12 protein-coding genes are annotated in these 15,209 nt (G+C 60.2%); 7 read left to right on the top strand and 5 right to left on the bottom strand.

Annotated elements, in window-relative coordinates:
* Window positions 1-3 precede the first annotated feature (3 nt).
* From BGE01nite_RS03675 to BGE01nite_RS03665, 3 genes are read left to right on the top strand one after another with little or no spacing between them, the layout of a single operon-like run.
* Window positions 4-1,128 (top strand): glycosyltransferase family 4 protein, encoded by a 1,125-nt coding sequence (locus tag BGE01nite_RS03675; protein ID WP_146848912.1) that lies wholly within the window; start codon window positions 4-6, stop codon window positions 1,126-1,128.
* A 4-nt stretch (window positions 1,129-1,132) separates the two neighbouring features.
* A complete protein-coding gene (locus BGE01nite_RS03670; RefSeq protein ID WP_146848911.1) occupies window positions 1,133-2,662 on the top strand; it encodes an MBOAT family O-acyltransferase in 1,530 nt (509 codons plus the stop codon).
* An 11-nt stretch (window positions 2,663-2,673) separates the two neighbouring features.
* Entirely contained in the window at window positions 2,674-3,828 is a 1,155-nt protein-coding gene (locus BGE01nite_RS03665) for a hypothetical protein (protein WP_146848910.1), read from the top strand.
* Here BGE01nite_RS03665 and BGE01nite_RS03660 read toward each other — a convergent pair.
* A complete protein-coding gene (locus BGE01nite_RS03660; protein ID WP_146848909.1) occupies window positions 3,822-5,072 on the bottom strand; it encodes a glycosyltransferase family 4 protein in 1,251 nt (416 codons plus the stop codon). The genes BGE01nite_RS03665 and BGE01nite_RS03660 overlap by 7 nt on opposite strands.
* Window positions 5,073-5,130: 58 nt before the next feature.
* Between BGE01nite_RS03660 and BGE01nite_RS03655 the strand changes: the two genes are divergently transcribed.
* Together BGE01nite_RS03655 and BGE01nite_RS03650 are read left to right on the top strand one after the other, a co-directional pair.
* A complete protein-coding gene (locus tag BGE01nite_RS03655; RefSeq protein ID WP_146848908.1) occupies window positions 5,131-5,979 on the top strand; it encodes a sulfotransferase in 849 nt (282 codons plus the stop codon).
* 24 nt (window positions 5,980-6,003) lie between these two features.
* The gene (locus BGE01nite_RS03650; protein WP_146848907.1) at window positions 6,004-6,741 is read left to right on the top strand and encodes a class I SAM-dependent methyltransferase; all 738 of its coding nucleotides are present in this window, start codon (window positions 6,004-6,006) and stop codon (window positions 6,739-6,741) included.
* Window positions 6,742-6,746: 5 nt separating this feature from the next.
* Here the strand turns inward: BGE01nite_RS03650 and BGE01nite_RS03645 are convergent, their stop codons facing one another.
* Window positions 6,747-7,883 (bottom strand): acyltransferase family protein, encoded by a 1,137-nt coding sequence (locus BGE01nite_RS03645; RefSeq protein ID WP_146848906.1) that lies wholly within the window; start codon window positions 7,881-7,883, stop codon window positions 6,747-6,749.
* Window positions 7,884-7,946: 63 nt separating this feature from the next.
* Here BGE01nite_RS03645 and BGE01nite_RS03640 point away from each other — a divergent pair, with 63 nt between their 5' ends.
* A complete protein-coding gene (locus BGE01nite_RS03640) occupies window positions 7,947-9,275 on the top strand; it encodes a glycosyltransferase (protein ID WP_146848905.1) in 1,329 nt (442 codons plus the stop codon).
* A 17-nt stretch (window positions 9,276-9,292) separates the two neighbouring features.
* The gene (locus BGE01nite_RS03635; protein ID WP_170266567.1) at window positions 9,293-10,408 is read left to right on the top strand and encodes a glycosyltransferase; all 1,116 of its coding nucleotides are present in this window, start codon (window positions 9,293-9,295) and stop codon (window positions 10,406-10,408) included.
* On the opposite strand, the gene BGE01nite_RS03630 is transcribed toward BGE01nite_RS03635, so the two are convergent.
* The 3 genes from BGE01nite_RS03630 to BGE01nite_RS03620 form a co-directional block, all read right to left on the bottom strand.
* Entirely contained in the window at window positions 10,380-11,255 is an 876-nt protein-coding gene (locus BGE01nite_RS03630; RefSeq protein ID WP_170266566.1) for a class I SAM-dependent methyltransferase, read from the bottom strand. The genes BGE01nite_RS03635 and BGE01nite_RS03630 overlap by 29 nt on opposite strands.
* Window positions 11,256-11,263: 8 nt before the next feature.
* Entirely contained in the window at window positions 11,264-12,838 is a 1,575-nt protein-coding gene (locus BGE01nite_RS03625) for an O-antigen ligase family protein (RefSeq protein WP_146848902.1), read from the bottom strand.
* Between the two features lie 61 nt (window positions 12,839-12,899).
* Window positions 12,900-15,206, bottom strand: coding sequence for a polysaccharide biosynthesis tyrosine autokinase (locus BGE01nite_RS03620; RefSeq protein ID WP_146848901.1), 2,307 nt, complete (start codon window positions 15,204-15,206; stop codon window positions 12,900-12,902).
* Window positions 15,207-15,209 lie beyond the last annotated feature (3 nt).

Raw genomic sequence — 15,209 nt, 5'->3', positions numbered from 1 at the left:
CTCATGGCGCGCATCCTCTTTCTGAGCAGCCATCACGGCATCGGCGCGGCAGAGAATCTCTGGCTGGAAACCGCAGCACATCTGGCACGCGCCGGACATGAGGTGCGTGCTGCAGTTTGCTGGCTGAAGTGGGAGCCTGCACGCGTGCAGGAACTGGTGAGCCTCGGTGTGCCAGTGATGCGCATCGCGCAAAGCTGGAGGTTCAACCGATGGCTGCGCCCGCTCTTGAAAGGCGGCAAGGCGGAGACGGGCATGGCTCAGCAGCTTGCTGGTGGCTCATGGAAGCCGGATCAGGTCCTCGTCTCGCAGGGCAATGACCACTCCTGCCTGCCCTGGCTGAAAGCGCTGCAAGAGGCGGGCATCAGCACTTCCGTGGTGACGCATGGCATCATTTCGAGCGACTGGCCGAAGGATGGTCTCGCTGAGCGTCTCGCACCTGTCTTCACGAATGCTGCACGGACCTTCTGGGTGTCAGAGCGCAATCAAACAGATTTCGAAGACCAGATCGGCACGGTGCTGAACAACGCACTTGTGGTTAGGAATCCGGTCAAGGTGAACCGCGAGGCACCTTTCACCTGGCCTGCGAGTGACTCACCGCTGCGCATGGCCTGCGTGGCGAGGATGCAGACACGTCCCAAAGGGCATGATCTCTTGATTCAGGCGTTCGCGGATCCGGTTTGGGGCCAGCGTGATCTGCATCTCTCGTTCTTTGGTGATGGTGAGAATCGTCACGGCATGGAACGACTCGCGAAGAAGCTCGGCATCTCCTCACGGGTACACTTCAAAGGGCACGTGAACTCGGTGGAGGACATCTGGCTTGATCATCACCTCATCGCGCAGCCTTCACGAAACGAGGGCATGCCGCTCTCACTGGTGGAAGCACTGTTCTGCGGACGTCCGGCTCTGGCCACCGACATCGCGGGACATGCAGAGCTGATCACCGAGGGTGAGAATGGCTTCCTCGCCGAGGCACCGACGGCAAGGCATATCGGCGAGGCTCTGGAGCGCGCCTGGAACCAGCGCGGGCAGTGGCAGAGCATGGGCCGCATGGCGTATGATCGCATCCGCCGTGATGTCCCGGAGAATCCCATCGCTGAGTTCGCGCAACAGCTTCTGGCATTGACCTGACGTCATGCTTTTCAATTCCGGCATCTTCCTCTTCGCCTTCCTTCCGCTGGCGATGCTGGGCTTTGGCCTCGCCTTCCGCTGGCGTGGACTGGAAGCTGCGTGGACATGGCTGGCCGCGGCTTCCGTGGTTTTTTACGGCTGGTGGAATCCTACCCATGTGCCGCTGCTGCTGGGCTCAGTGACGCTGAACTATCTGCTGGCACGCCGGCTCTCACATCAAGGTGCGCAAAGCTCCAACTGGCTGCTGGTCGCGGGTGTCATCATCAACCTCGGATTGTTAGGCTGGTTCAAGTACTGGCACTTCTTCGCCAGCAATGTGGCGGCGCTGTTTGGCCAGGAGTGGCATGGCCAGCCGCTGGAGCTGCCACTTGGCATCTCCTTCTTCACCTTCCATCAACTGACCTACCTGCTGCACTGCCGCGCTGGCAAAGACCAGGGCACGAGCTTCCGGCATTATCTGTTATACGTGACCTTCTTCCCGCAGCTCATCGCGGGGCCGATCGTGCGTCCACATGAGATGCTGCCGCAGCTCAAGCGGCCACGTGAGCGCGTGTTTCCATGGTCGGATCTCTCCGTGGGTTTCACGCTGCTGAGCCTGGGTCTGTTCAAGAAGATGGTCGTGGCGGACTCCGTGGCCGTGTGGGTTTCGCCCGTGTTCGATCACGTGCATGACGTTTCGCATGTGGCCATGCTGGATGCCTGGGTGGCGGTGCTGGCTTACACGTTGCAGCTCTACTTTGACTTCTCCGGCTACTCGGACATGGCACTCGGCCTTGCGCGAATGTTTGGCGTGGATCTGCCGGCGAACTTCTTCTCGCCCTACAAGGCCCAAAGCATCGTGGACTTCTGGCGACGCTGGCACATCACGCTGTCGTCATTCCTGCGTGACTATCTCTACATTCCGCTCGGCGGCAGCCGCAAAGGACCGCTGCGCCGCAGTGTGAACCTGGTGCTGGTCATGTTCATCGGCGGTCTCTGGCATGGCGCAGGCTGGACCTTCGCGCTGTGGGGACTGTGGCATGGTGTTTGCCTGTTGATCAATCATGCCTCCACACAGGCAGGGCTGATGCAGCGTCTGCCACGTCTGCCTGGAACGGTCTTGTCCTGGTCGCTGACCTTCCTGGCGGTGATCATGGGATGGACGCTCTTCCGCTCGCCGAACATTGCCACGGCCGGGTCACTGATTCAAAGTTTGTTCGGCTTGAACGGCATGCAGGTGCCGCCCGGCTGGCTGGAGAAGCTGCCCTTCTTGTCGAAGATCGGGGTCACCGCGCATGCGGACTGGCAGATCTTTGGCGGTCCCGTGCAAATGGCAGTGCTGGCAGGTCTGCTGGTTGCGGCAGTGGCATTGCCAAACACGCTGCAGATCACGCGCGCCTTCTTCACACCGCCTAACCAGGCAGGCCTGCCGGAAGAGTCCACCCGCTGGCAGTGGATGCCCTCGCCACGCTGGGCGGTGGTCATCGCCGCGGCATTGACGCTGTCTTTGCTGCATCTCGGCCGCATCAGCGAGTTCCTATACTTCCAGTTCTGATCTGACCTGACATGGAGGCGGCATTCCACCGGAGATTCATCCTGCAGCTCGCGCTCGGGTTGATCGCACTGCTTGGGCTGGCCGTGCTGCTGAACCGTGCCGCGAATCCCTACTGCCTCTTTGCCACGGACTGGCTGCCGGCGAAATCGAAGCCGGAGACGTTCACCCATCTTCGGCTGGTGAAGGCCATGCAGGTCCGTCATGTGAAGCCGCAGGCCGTCATTCTGGGAAGCTCGCGTGCTGAAACGGGGCTCAGTCCGGAGCATGCAGGCTGGAAGGCCAGGCCTGCCTACAACCTCGGCCTTTCTGATGCCCGGCTTTACGAGATCAAAAGCTACTTCGAGTTCGCCTGCTCCCAAGCGCAGGTGAAGCAGGCCATGCTGCTGCTGGACTTCACGGCCTTTCTTCCTGGCGGACGGAACTCACCAGACTTCAGCGAGGAGCGTTTACAAGGATTCTCCGCGGAAGACTACCTGCTCGGGCTCTGCTCCTGGGATGCAACGTCAGGCAGCCTGAACACACTTTTAGGTAGGCAGGGCGAGAAAAGCTATCTGGCGAATGGATCGCGTGACGTCTCCGTGGAGAATGCGCGTGTCAAAGCCAAGGGAGGCGCGCTGAGGGCCTTCCTGGCCTATGAGAAGCGCTTCATGACCGCCGGCACGGCTCCGACGCACCTGGATGAGGAAGCCCAGCAGGTTTTTCGCGACATCCTTGCCGTGGCGAGAAGGCACTCCGTGGATCTGCGACTGGCCGTGGCTCCTGTGCATGCACGCTATCTAGAGATGCTGGACCGCTGCGGCCAGGCTGCGCTCTTTGAGGAGTGGAAGAAGTGGATCACTGCGGAGGTCGAGAAAGAGGCCGTGGATTCCAAGCAGTCTGCCTTTCCCCTGCTCGACTTCAGCGGCTACAATGAGTTCACCACCGAGCCTGTGCCTGAGAAGGGACTGGCGACTTACTACCTGGAGTCCAGCCACTTCACCCAAGCGCTGGGTGACAAGCTGCTGGACCGGCTTTTCAGCGATGAGGCGCCTGCTACGCCAGGAGCTTTTGGTTTCCGCATGAGCAGCGCACAGATGGAGGCGCATCTCACGGCCATCCGTGAAGCACGCGAACGTTACCACCGTGAGCGGGCCGAGGAACTGGCCTCTCTACCGCAGCCTCAATGACGATGACCCAGCCGATGATAAAGCTGCGCGTATCGAGCCAGCGTGAGACGAAGGTCCATGCGGTCCCGGATCCAATCACGAGCATGCTTGCCCATGATCTCTCCGTGCTTCGGATCAGCCAGAGCAGTCCGCAGACCAGCGGTGAGATCTGCCTCCGTGCGCGGCACCAGATGAAACTCGCATCCAGGCTCGCCGAACTCGCCTTCGGGCAGGCCTTTGAAACGTGTGATCACCGAAGGCAGCCCACAGGCCATGGCCTCGAGCACCACATTGCCCATGCCTTCCTGCTCGGAAGGAAAGACAAACACATCCGCGGCACGCAGCCACTTTTCCACCGTCGGAGTTTCCGGCACGAACTGCACGCTGCCACGCACGTCGGCGGATTCAGCGAGAGCGCGCACACCATTTTGATACTCCGTGAGAGCGGCGATGCGATCCTGCGTCATGAAGGTGGGACGCTCAAAGCCGCCCACCAGGGCAAGTCTCGCGTCCGGATGATGAGCGAGAGTTTCCGGCCAGGAACGCAGCAAGAGGTCCACACCTTTTCGCGGCACGATGCTGCCGACAAAGACAACCAGTTTTGCTTCCAGAGAAATGCCGAGCTCGGTGCGAAGCGCGGCCTTCTCACTGGCATCCGCCGCCGGACGGAAGCGCGTGGTGTCGACTCCATTGGGAATGATTTCGATGCGGTTCTTGCGAATGCCGCGCTGCTCAAACCACTGCGCCATGACACCGGTGCTGGCCACCAGTGTGTGAAAGTGCGCGTAGTCCTGGCGCATGCGCCAGCGCTGCAGGATGCGACGCCACAGGGGCGCGGGAACATCGTCATCTCCGACCATGGTGCCGACATACAAGCAGCCGACACCATGAGCGCGTGCACGTTTCAACCACGGACGGGCGAGACCATGCGCGAGCGAGGTCTGCAGCACCTGGCCATGCGCCGGAAGACGAGCCAGAGTCTCGTAAGCCTTTTGGAAAAGCACCGCGTCCCGCTGCCACGCACCGCCATTCACCGTGATGCGGCGGACATGCAGCCCTGCATGCAGAGTCTCTTCCTCGAGATGCTCCTCACCTTCCCGCAGCGTGTAGGTTTGAAAAGTCAGGCCCTCCTTGGCGAGCGGGATGCTGTAGCGGCGAAAGCGCTCCGCAGCACCCGCCAGGATGGGATGAAAGTGACGAAACACCAGGGACACATTTGTCGTGGCCTTGTGCTTGCTGATACTCGCTTCTCCTTGGCTTCCCATGGTTCTAGCCGAGCATAGCGCCCTTCTCTTTTAAAGCGAGCCCTGCCTGCATCTCTTCATGAATCTGCTTCAACGTGCCTCCTGGCGTCTGATGACCTCCTACAAGGTCAACAAGCTGCGCACCCGCGTCCATGCGGTGATGCATCCTTGTGAGGATCCGCGCCTGGTTTTCATCTTCGGCTGCCAGCGCAGTGGCACCACCATGCTGCGGAACTTCATCGGCTTCGATCCGCGCGTGAGCGACTATGGCGAGGGAGATCCGCCTTACTTCTGGCAAACCCCGACCGAGGATCCGCGCTACATCCGCCTGATCCCTGATGAGGAGGTGGAGAAGCTGCGCCGCAGTGAGCGCAATGACATCGTGCTGATCAAGCCTCTGCATGACACCCAGCGTGCGGCCGAGCTTCTGGACAAGTGGCCAAAATCAAAGGGTGTGTTCATCTTCCGGCACTATCGCGAGGTCATCCTGTCTCATCTGACCTACTACCGTGGCCGCTATGAGCCGATGCCTTATCTGAAAGATCTGCTGGAGCTGAACGAGGCTTCCTGGAAGGCGGAGAGCCTCGGCGCTGAGATGCGCGAGTTCATCCGCACGCACCGGCATCTGGCCACGACTCCGACGGCTGGTTTTGCACTCTTTTGGTTAGCGCGAAATTCGCTGCTCTTTGACAATGCGCACCCCAACTTGATCGCGCTGCACTATGCGGACCTCATCAAGCATCCGCGTGAGGCCCTGCGTGTGCTGGGCAGGCATCTCGACATGACTTTTGACGAGCGCTACTCCGACTTCCCCGAACATCGGGATCGTGAGAAGCCTTTGCCGGATGAGATTCCTCCGGTGCTGCTTGCCGCCTGCGAGGCCATGATGAGCCGTCTGCTGCAGGCAGCTTCTCCGATGCGTGACTGATTACTCTTTTCTCTCTCTTCTCCCATGAGCACTCCCACCTCTGGCCAGACCTCTCTCGGCCGCAGCCTCCTTCCCGCACGCTGGCATGAGCGCATGCAGATCGACCGCTTTCACATCTCCGAGTTCATCCGTCATCATGCCGTGCCTGCGCTGAAGCCGGGCATGCTGCTGCTGGATGCCGGCTCCGGTCATCTGCCGGAGCAGGTGATGCGCCCTGAACTGCTGGCCACCGGTGCCACACTGCGCACGAATGACTTCAACGCCGGTCCCGGTGTGGATGATGTGATGGATGTGTCCGCCATGACCTATGAGGACGCGAGCTTTGACGCAGTGATCTGCACCCAGGTGCTGGAGCATGTGCAATCACCTCCGAAGACCGTGGCCGAGCTGGCGCGTGTGCTGAGGCCGGGTGGCCATCTCTTCATCAGCGCGCCGCAGTCCGCTTGGCTGCACAATCTGCCCTGGCATTACTTCAATCCGACGCGTTTCGGCATCGAGCTGCTGCTGGAGCAAAACGGACTGACGGTGGAGGCCCGTGTGGCGCAGGGTGGTCACTTCAGCATGCTGGCGACGAACCTGCACTACACCGCCACGATGCTGAAGCGCACGAGCATGCCGGCGATTCTGCGCGTGCCGCTGATGCTCGTGTCACGCATTTTGTTCGGCTTTGCCCTGAAGCTGCCGCTCATGTGGCTGGACCGCTTTGACACGGATCAGCGGAACACGCTGGGCTGGTGCTTTCATGCGCGCAAGAAGGCCTGACCTTCTCAGCCTTGCGCAGCCAGCTTTGGTCGGGTGGGACTTATGCGGTTCGCGATGGATCGACCCGCTTTGATCATGGGGACTTCGAGCCATCGGTTCAGCACCCAGGCGAGGATGAAGGTGACCATGAGGCCGGTGATGAAGAAGACAGCGGCGGACCAGGCATCGCGCGTGCTGTAGCAGAGCAGGCCCAGATAGACCGGGTAGTGGAAGACATAGATGCCGTAGGAGAGCCTGCCTCCGAGCAGCAAAACCCGGCCGCACAGGAAGTCGTTGAAGGCCCGCACATGGATCACCGCCAGCATGATGAGGACACTGCCGGCGCCGGCCATCTGATACTGCAGCAGCTCGGCATCGCGGTCATGACGCTTTCGCAAAAGAGCTGCGGTGCCGTAGATGGTGAGGCCTAACAATAACAGCAAAGTGTTCCGCCATTCAAAACGGCTCTTCAACAATACCGCGAGTCTCTCGTGATGCTGCGCACCCCAGGCACCGATCATGAAGACAGGCAGCAGCGAGGCGGTGGGCAGAGTCGCATGGCCAATCTGTGGGGCGAACAGCATCCCGAGGGTGACGAAGATCAGGCTGAGGACCATGGGCAGTCTGGCGATCAACCACGAGAGCCACGGGAAAATGAGCGCGACCTTCATTTCTCCGGCAAGAGTCCAGATGGGCGGGTTCAGGAAATTGGTCTCGATGCCGGGGGTGATGAGCAGCAGATGATCCATCCACGAACGAAGACTGAAATGATTCATGTCATAGGTCGTGGCCCACGGCGGGTTTTCCTGATACCAGAAGGTGCCGCCCAGAGGCACCAGGGTCACCACCAGCAGGGCCAGCACAAGGGACACCAGATAGAGCGGATGCAGACGGAAGACGCGCCTAACCATGAAGCCCGACCAGGTCGCGATGCCCGGCCATGCACCACACCAGCTCAGATGCAGCACAAAGCCGCTCAGAGCGAAGAAGAAGCCAATGGCAGATTCACGATGAAAGACACAGCCCCAAAAACGACTCGCCTGTGGCAGGGCATCATGCATCTCCCGCGCATGAGCGATGAGGGCAATCATCGCCGCCATGAATCGTAGCGAATCAAGGGCTTCGAAGCGCTTTCGCGGTATTTCCTGGTTCGGCAAGCTCATCACGACATGCGGAGCATCCTCATATCCAGTCCTCGGACCTTGGCAACACGATCGTCTTTTTGAATGAGCGCGCTGAATGTGTTTCAACGTTTTTGGCTAGGCTGCACCAGCTCCCTGCTCGGCTCTACCTTGGTCCGGCGCGCGGTGGCCTCTGTCTACCTGATCAAGGCACGCCGTGTGAAAGTGCAAACGGCTGCGCAGGCTGTGCTGAAGATCCGTCATCTATGCAGCGCGCTGCGCTTGATCGAGCAAGGCGATAAACACCGCGCCGTGGAGCTCGAGCTGCTAAAGGTGCGTGATGATGCGAGCTTCTCACGGTCCGAGTGGACAGCAGCGCTGACCCGTGAGCCGCAGCCAGGGCCGATGCTACTGCAAAAGGGCGTGATCTTGAAACCCAAGGTCTCCGATGATGAACCGGGAGTGCTCTTCATCTCCTTCGAGCATCAGTGGGCGCAGCTGCTGAGGCTGCCGGAAGTGGATCAACTGGCGAAGGACTACACACTGGTGGTCTCACCGACCTGGAGCCCGCCGCATTCACCGCTGAATGTGATCTTCCCCACGCTCTGGCCGAAGCCAGTGCACTGCCTGATCAGTCATGATGATGACATGACCACGCTGCCGCGCCTGAGCAGCAACTACCAGATGATCTCCCTGCTGGCCTCAAGCTGGGTGAACGAGGAGGTCTTCTCACCACGGGCGAAGAGTGAACGTGATCTGGATCTGGTGATGGTGGCCAACTTCGCGCGCTTCAAACGGCATGTGCGCTTCTTCCAGGCGCTGCGTGAAATGCCAAGTGATCTGCGCGTGCTGCTGATCGGGCAGAAGGACGGGAATCGTGATCAGAAAGATGTGCTGCGAGAGGCCGAGGCCTTTGGCGTGCGGGATCGGTTTGAGCTGCGTGTCAGCATGCCGCATCCGCAGGTGCTGGAGTCACTCGCACGTGCGAAAGCGAGCATTGTCCTGTCTTTGCGGGAAGGCTCATGCGTGGCGGTGGCGGAGTCGTTGTTTGCTGATACTCCGGTGGGTTTGATGGAAAGTGCTCACATTGGCTCTTCGAGGTTCATCAATGAGCAGACGGGCAGGTTCCTGCGTGAAAGCCATTTGGCCCAGGACATCATGGCCTTGATCAACTCAGCCGCGACCTTGCAGCCGCGTGCACGGGCTTTGAGTGATGGCATCGGCACGCGCCGCAGCAGCGAGATCCTCAACGAGCATCTGAAGAAGCATGCCCTGGCGGCTGGACAAAACTGGACACGGGATCTGGCGCGGATGCAGTGGTGCCCGAATCCGAAGCGGCTCGATGAAGCGGATGAGGCGTGGGCGGAGAAAGAGCATGCAGCCATCACACAGCGCTTTGGCGTGATGATTGGCGCGCCTCGCGTAACCAAATGATTTTTAAAGGAAACGAGATGCTGAACATTCTGCAAGTGGTGGACTCTCTGGATGCGGGAGGCATGGAGGCGCAGCTGGTGTCTCTGATGAACCGGATGGATCCGGAGGCGTATCGGTTTCATGTCGTCTGCCTGAGGCATGAGGGTGTGCATGCCGCTCGTCTGCGTGACGGCATTCCCGTGACCGCGCTGAAGAAGGCTGAGGGCTTTCAATGGAGCGCCGTGAGGCAGATCCAGGCTCTTTTGAACGAAGGCGCCTATGATCTGGTCCACACACACAACTGGGGTCCTCTGGTGTATGCGGCGCTGGCCACGCATGGCGGCAGGACTGTGCCGATCCTGCATGGAGAGCACGCACAGCTCAACGCTTCCGAGCGTGCCTGGAAGAAGCTCTGGCCGCGCAGGCTGCTGTATCGTGCCTGTGCTGGTGTGCACACGGTCTCCGTCGGACAGAAGGAAGAGTTATCAGCCCTTGGCCTCAAACATCATCGTTTGTTAGCCTTGATCAATGGCGTGGATACAGAACGCTTCCGTCCTGCGCCTCATGAGGAGGTCCGGCAAAGGACTCGGTTGCCTGCCAAGGCGCGCATCCTGGGCATCGTGGCACGCTTCGGCGGCTTTAAACGTCATGCGGCGCTGGTGGAAGCTTTCGAGAAGGTGGCGGCGGATCATCCCGATCTGCATCTGCTCATGGTCGGTGAAGGCGGGCCTGAAAAAGAGGCAGTGACGAAGCAGGTGGCGACGAGCCTCTTTGCCTCACGGATCACAATGGCGGGCTATCAGACAGATCCCGTGCCGTGGTATCAGTCCATGGACGCCTTGATCGTTCCATCCAGCAATGAAGGGCTTTCCAACGCGACCCTGGAGGCGATGGCTTCGGGTGTGCCGGTCCTAACCAATGATATCTGCGGAGCCCGTGAGCTTTTCGGCGCGGATGAAGGCGGCTGGATCCGTGATCTGAGCACGGTCGAAAAGCTGAGCGCTGAATTGCGGACGCTGCTCATGATGCCGCTGGATCGCTGGCAGGAGCAAGGGAAGCGCGGCCGGGCGCGAGCGGAGAGAATCTTCTCCTGGGATGGCATGGCCAGGGCCTACGCGCAGGCTTTTAGCGACTGCGCCAAAGCCCGACGGTGACTCCGCCAAACGGACGCTGGCTCAGGCGCCAGCGCAGGTTCGCGGGCAGCAGACCGAGGACGGCCTCAATGCCCTGGGTCACCACTGATGCCAGAGGTGTGTCCCAGCGCTGACCAAAGCGGAAGACGCTCATACGATCAAAACCATGCGCACGGCCTAACTGCGCGAGCTCACGATACGTCCACTCATGCATGTGAAAGCCCTGCGCGGTGTGCGTGAAGTAGCGGGAGATATCGTGCGGACCCGAAAAAGAGTGCGGGGTATCCAGCACATACACGCCGCCGGGTTTCAGAGCACGGGCCACGAGCTCCATGTGCGGTGCGACATCATCTGGATGCAGGTGCTCGAGGAACTGGTAGCTGAAAGCCACATCCACACTCGCGGGCGGAAGATCGAGATGGAAGCCATCAAAGACCGTCATGTGGAAGTTCGGCGGACAGACGAGGCCAGGCGCACGCTGGTCTGAGATGTCTGCGGCGTATGCGTCTTTGACCTGGGCTGCAACGGCACAGGCGAGACGGCAGTCACCGGGAGCGATCTCCATGAAGACGGTGTCCTTGCTGAGCAATCCTTTTAAAATGCCGAGACGTGCCTGCACGCTGCGCTGGCTTTCGGCCTCGCTCTCACGGCGATGCAGACGCGGATGATCCGGCACCTTGGCAAAGAGCTCGTCATAGAGACGGGCAAAGAGCGCGGCACGGTCTTCACGGCGGCTGGCACGGATCTGATCACCCAGGGATTTCTCGACCTGAAAGTGATTCCAGAGCTGCTGCAGAGTCCGGCCCGTGCCTGTGATGGGACGTAAGGCCGAGGCAGGAGGGGCAGGAGTATCCACAGGAGCTGACATGAAGGGCATCAGAGAGAGATGAAGTTCGTCATCATTCTCTCCCAAACGAAGATGACAGCGAAAAGGGCGGCGGTCATGAGGATGAAGTCCATCAGCGTCAGCCGCGGCCAGACCAGCGGAGCCTGCAAAGACTCATCCTCCGGACCTCCCTCCAAGACGACCACGTGAGAGGGATTTCCAGGGAAAGCAGGGGTCATCTCCAAGCCGGGCTGCCGCTCAAAGGCCACCATGGGTTGGGTGACGGAGGGGAGAAGTCCGGCGGAGACATCCAGCGCGGGCTGGCGCTCGAAAGCGATCAACGGGCTGGGAGCCAGCGGAGGAACCAGAGCCGACTGAGGACCCCAGGCGAGCGCGAGTGATGACTGCGGCGCGTCTTCCACGGGAACGGTCTGCGCTTCAGCTTCAGGCACCTTCCTCTGGCTCATGATCCTGTGGAAGGCAGCGATGGCACCGGCCAGAATAAAGTAGTCCGTGTGATAGGCGCGGTCCAGGATCCAGGCAGAAATGGCGAATGAACTGAGCAGCGAGAGAAGCGCGCGCTGACATCGGACCGATTCCGTCGTTTCATCCGACTCATCCGGGTCCAGCCGTGTCTGGTAGAGCGTGCGGGCACCGGCATACATGAGGCCGACGAAAAGGAACAAACCAGGATAGCCGAGGTCAGCGCCGACATTGGCGTAGGACCCGTGAGTGGCTTTTCTGAAGAGGCCATATTCCTCGCTCTGCACCCACGCTTCGAACTTCTTCCAGCCCTCTCCGGTCCTTGTGTTAGCCATGGCATTGTAGGCCATCTGCCAGATCATGAGACGACCCGCGATGCCGTCCTCCTTGTCACTGAGGGTTTCCATACGCGGCAGGAGCTTGATGGCCGCGACCCCTGCCGTGAGCACCACAAAGATGATGGTCAGCTGCAGGAATTTCGGTTTTCTGAAGAGCCAGACCACGGTGAGAGCGGCCGCGCCGCAGAGGTAGGCACCTTTGGACTGCGTGAGATAGGCGGTGTACGCGGCGATGGCGATCAACCCGAAGCCGAGCAACTTCATATTGCCCGGGCGCCTCCAGATCAGCCACACGTAGGCGAGTGGAATCAGGGCCACAAGACCGTGGCCGAGGCCGTTGGGATTGTTGAAGATCCAGGTGTTCAGCGCCAGTCGTCCACCAAAGGAGCTGGTGAGGTCTGCGGAGCCAGGCGCCAGATCAAAACCAAAGTTGGTGGAGACCGCGAAGATCCCGACGATACCCAGGCCAGCCACCCAATAATTGATGAACCCCTTCATCCTCTCGACCGAATTCAAGGTGAGGGCCGTGCAGTAATAGAAGGCCGCGAAGGGCAGCAGCGCGCGCGCCGTGCCGATCCAGTCTCCTGTGGTATAAACGATCCAGCCGAGATAGGTCAGGGCCAGCCAGTCCGCCGGGGAGTAGAAGAGCATCTTGAAGCTGAAGCCCTCCGGACGCCGGTAAACGCCGATGATGGCCAGCAGCATGGCGTACTGCATGAACTGGAAGCCTCCGAAACCACTCATCCAGTCCTGCGGCCTGACAAGCCAGAGGAGGATGGCGACGCGAATGGCAAAGTAGTCCACGGTGACGGCAGGGGGTGGGCGTTCAGAGGCGGGAGAGCCCGCCCTGAATCACGCCGTGCACTCAGGCATCAGCGTGCTGAAGCACATAACTCGGGTCGTAGTACTTGGGATAATACGAGGAGTAGTAATAGTAGTTCTCCATGCGCGAGAGATCGACGCCGTTGAGAACGAAGCCATAGATCGGCGTGCGCGTGCCGACCAGCACCTCCATCGCGGTGGCGATGTCACGCTGGGTCGTCTGCTCTGCACGGATCACGAAGATGGCACCGTCCACGCACTTGCTCACCATGATGGAATCCGCGAGACCGAGCAGCGGCGGAGTATCGATGATGATGCGGTCATACTGCTTGCGCAGGTCGTTGATGGTATTGACGAAGCGGGCAGCGCTGAGAATCTCGAAACGTGGTGCCGAGTTTTTACCACGGCTGAGAACTTCGAGCTTCGGCGAGTCCGTCTTGATCACGGCATCCGTGAGCTGGCTGACCTCGCCAGCCAGGAAGCCGCTAAGGCCGATGCCTGGCTCCATGTCAAAGACACGATGGACACGACCGCGGCGCATGTCGGCGTCGATGAGGAGAGTCTTCTGATCTGCATCAGCAAAGGAACGCGCGAGCAGGCTGCTGACCATGGTCTTGCCTTCGCTCGGACGGGAGGAGGTGACCATGATGACCTGGCACTTGTTCTCACCCGGCACGTAGAGCGGGATGGAGGAGCGGATGATACGGAAGGTCTCACCGATGTTCACGTCCGCATTGGCGAGGCCATGCTCGTTGATGGCGAGCGTCTCCACCTGGGCGGAGTTGGCGAGCAGCGGCACCACCCCGACGGCATTCAGGCCGGTCAGCTTTTCTGTCTCCGTCACCAGAGAGGTGGTGGAGCGGAGTTTCTCCAGACCGAAGCAACCGCCGGCGGCGCAACCCACGCCGAGCATCACGCCGTAGAGCAGCAGCTTCTGCTTGTTCGGGCTGATCGGCACGTCATTGCGGAGGTAGGTGAAGCCCTGCCACTCAAACTCCACGCGCACATCAATGCCTGTGTAGTCCATGGCGGTGAGGCGCTTGCTCAGATCCGCATAGGCGGACTCCCAGAGCAGCTTGCCGCTCGACATGAGGCTGTACTCACGCTTGTAGTGATCGAAGTCGTTGAGGACGCGGCGGTAATCCGGCATCTTTTTGCTCAGCTCCTGCATGCGGGCAGCCATCTGCTCCTTCTGCAGACGGAAAGAGGTGATGGCGGTGTTGACCTCAGAACTCAGGCTGGCCTCCAGATCCGTGATCTCACGGTCCAGGTTCCTCATGATCTCATGACCAGGGAGATAAGTCTGGGCCGCCTGCTCGCGCTTCTGGCGGGCGACGCGAAGGTCACGCTCGGTGCGTTCCCAGGGTTCCAGTTCCTCCACCATGGAGGGAACCACGATCTTGGGCTGGGACATGGCGGCAATCATCATGGCGCCCGCCGATGCGCCAGCCGGCACCGCAGGGATCGGGGCGGAAGGAGAGTCTGAGGACAGTCCGGCGACCGTGGAACCGGCGATAGGCGCAGCGATGCTGACGACTTCATCAGGACGAGAGTTGCGCATGATGGTGCCCACCGGCACCGGGGTCCCACGGAATTTTTTGAGGAGGGAAAGCTGCTCGACGGCGGGAAGCTTGCCGCTCTCGATCATTTCAATCACCTGCTGCATGGAATCCATGCGGTTCTTGGTGGTCAGCATCTCACCTGGCACTGACTCAAGGCCGTTGTTGGCGATGTACTGTTCGATCAGGTGATTGTCTTCTTCAAACTTGGCGGTCGCATTCTGCTCGCTCGCGATGCGCGTCTTCAGACGGTCCAGGTCCTTCGTGTACTCCTCGACTGCATTGTCCTTGAAGCGGGACCGCTGCTGCTGCGTGTAAGTCTTGTAGGTATCGAGCATCGCCTGGGGCCACTTCTCCACCAGCCAGGGCTGGTAGGCGTAAATCTCGATCTGGAGGATGTTTCCTGGAACCAGGGTCACACGGATGGAGGAGACGTAACGATTGCGGATCATCTCATACTCACCGGGAGTTTCCACAAGGCCGAGGGTCTTGGCCGTGTGCTCCACCAACCAGCGGGAATTCAGCGCCGAGGTGAGAACGTTGGAGATGTGAGCCCATTTGCCGCGACCGTCAGAACCATCACTGGTTTCCGACTTGATGGGCAGGTTCACGCTGTCATAAGCGACGAGGGAGCGTGAGTAATAGGTGGGCCGCCCGTAAGTGTAGTAGAGCAGGGACGCGGCGAGCCCCAGGGAGAACAGCAGCGATGCAATTTTCCAATGTTTGACGAACCTGGTCAGGAAGAGGAAGACATCCTGGAAGGTGATGATGAGTTTTTTTCCTTTTTGCATGCC

This window comes from Prosthecobacter gellanilyticus (assembly GCF_007992435.1).
Classification (GTDB): domain Bacteria; phylum Verrucomicrobiota; class Verrucomicrobiia; order Verrucomicrobiales; family Verrucomicrobiaceae; genus Prosthecobacter; species Prosthecobacter gellanilyticus.
This window is presented reverse-complemented; position numbering and strand designations above follow the sequence as displayed.

Bases quoted from the DNA above. Each gene is read 5' to 3' on its own strand.
- BGE01nite_RS03670 (WP_146848911.1), top strand. From the start codon at position 1,133: ATGCTTTTCAATTCCGGCATCTTCCTCTTCGCCTTCCTTCCGCTGGCG.
- BGE01nite_RS03675 (WP_146848912.1), top strand. From the start codon at position 4: ATGGCGCGCATCCTCTTTCTGAGCAGCCATCACGGCATCGGCGCGGCA.
- BGE01nite_RS03645 (WP_146848906.1), bottom strand. From the start codon at position 7,883: ATGAGCTTGCCGAACCAGGAAATACCGCGAAAGCGCTTCGAAGCCCTT.
- BGE01nite_RS03650 (WP_146848907.1), top strand. From the start codon at position 6,004: ATGAGCACTCCCACCTCTGGCCAGACCTCTCTCGGCCGCAGCCTCCTT.
- BGE01nite_RS03660 (WP_146848909.1), bottom strand. From the start codon at position 5,072: ATGGGAAGCCAAGGAGAAGCGAGTATCAGCAAGCACAAGGCCACGACA.
- BGE01nite_RS03665 (WP_146848910.1), top strand. From the start codon at position 2,674: ATGGAGGCGGCATTCCACCGGAGATTCATCCTGCAGCTCGCGCTCGGG.
- BGE01nite_RS03640 (WP_146848905.1), top strand. From the start codon at position 7,947: ATGAGCGCGCTGAATGTGTTTCAACGTTTTTGGCTAGGCTGCACCAGC.
- BGE01nite_RS03630 (WP_170266566.1), bottom strand. From the start codon at position 11,255: ATGTCAGCTCCTGTGGATACTCCTGCCCCTCCTGCCTCGGCCTTACGT.
- BGE01nite_RS03635 (WP_170266567.1), top strand. From the start codon at position 9,293: ATGCTGAACATTCTGCAAGTGGTGGACTCTCTGGATGCGGGAGGCATG.
- BGE01nite_RS03655 (WP_146848908.1), top strand. From the start codon at position 5,131: ATGAATCTGCTTCAACGTGCCTCCTGGCGTCTGATGACCTCCTACAAG.
- BGE01nite_RS03620 (WP_146848901.1), bottom strand. From the start codon at position 15,206: ATGCAAAAAGGAAAAAAACTCATCATCACCTTCCAGGATGTCTTCCTC.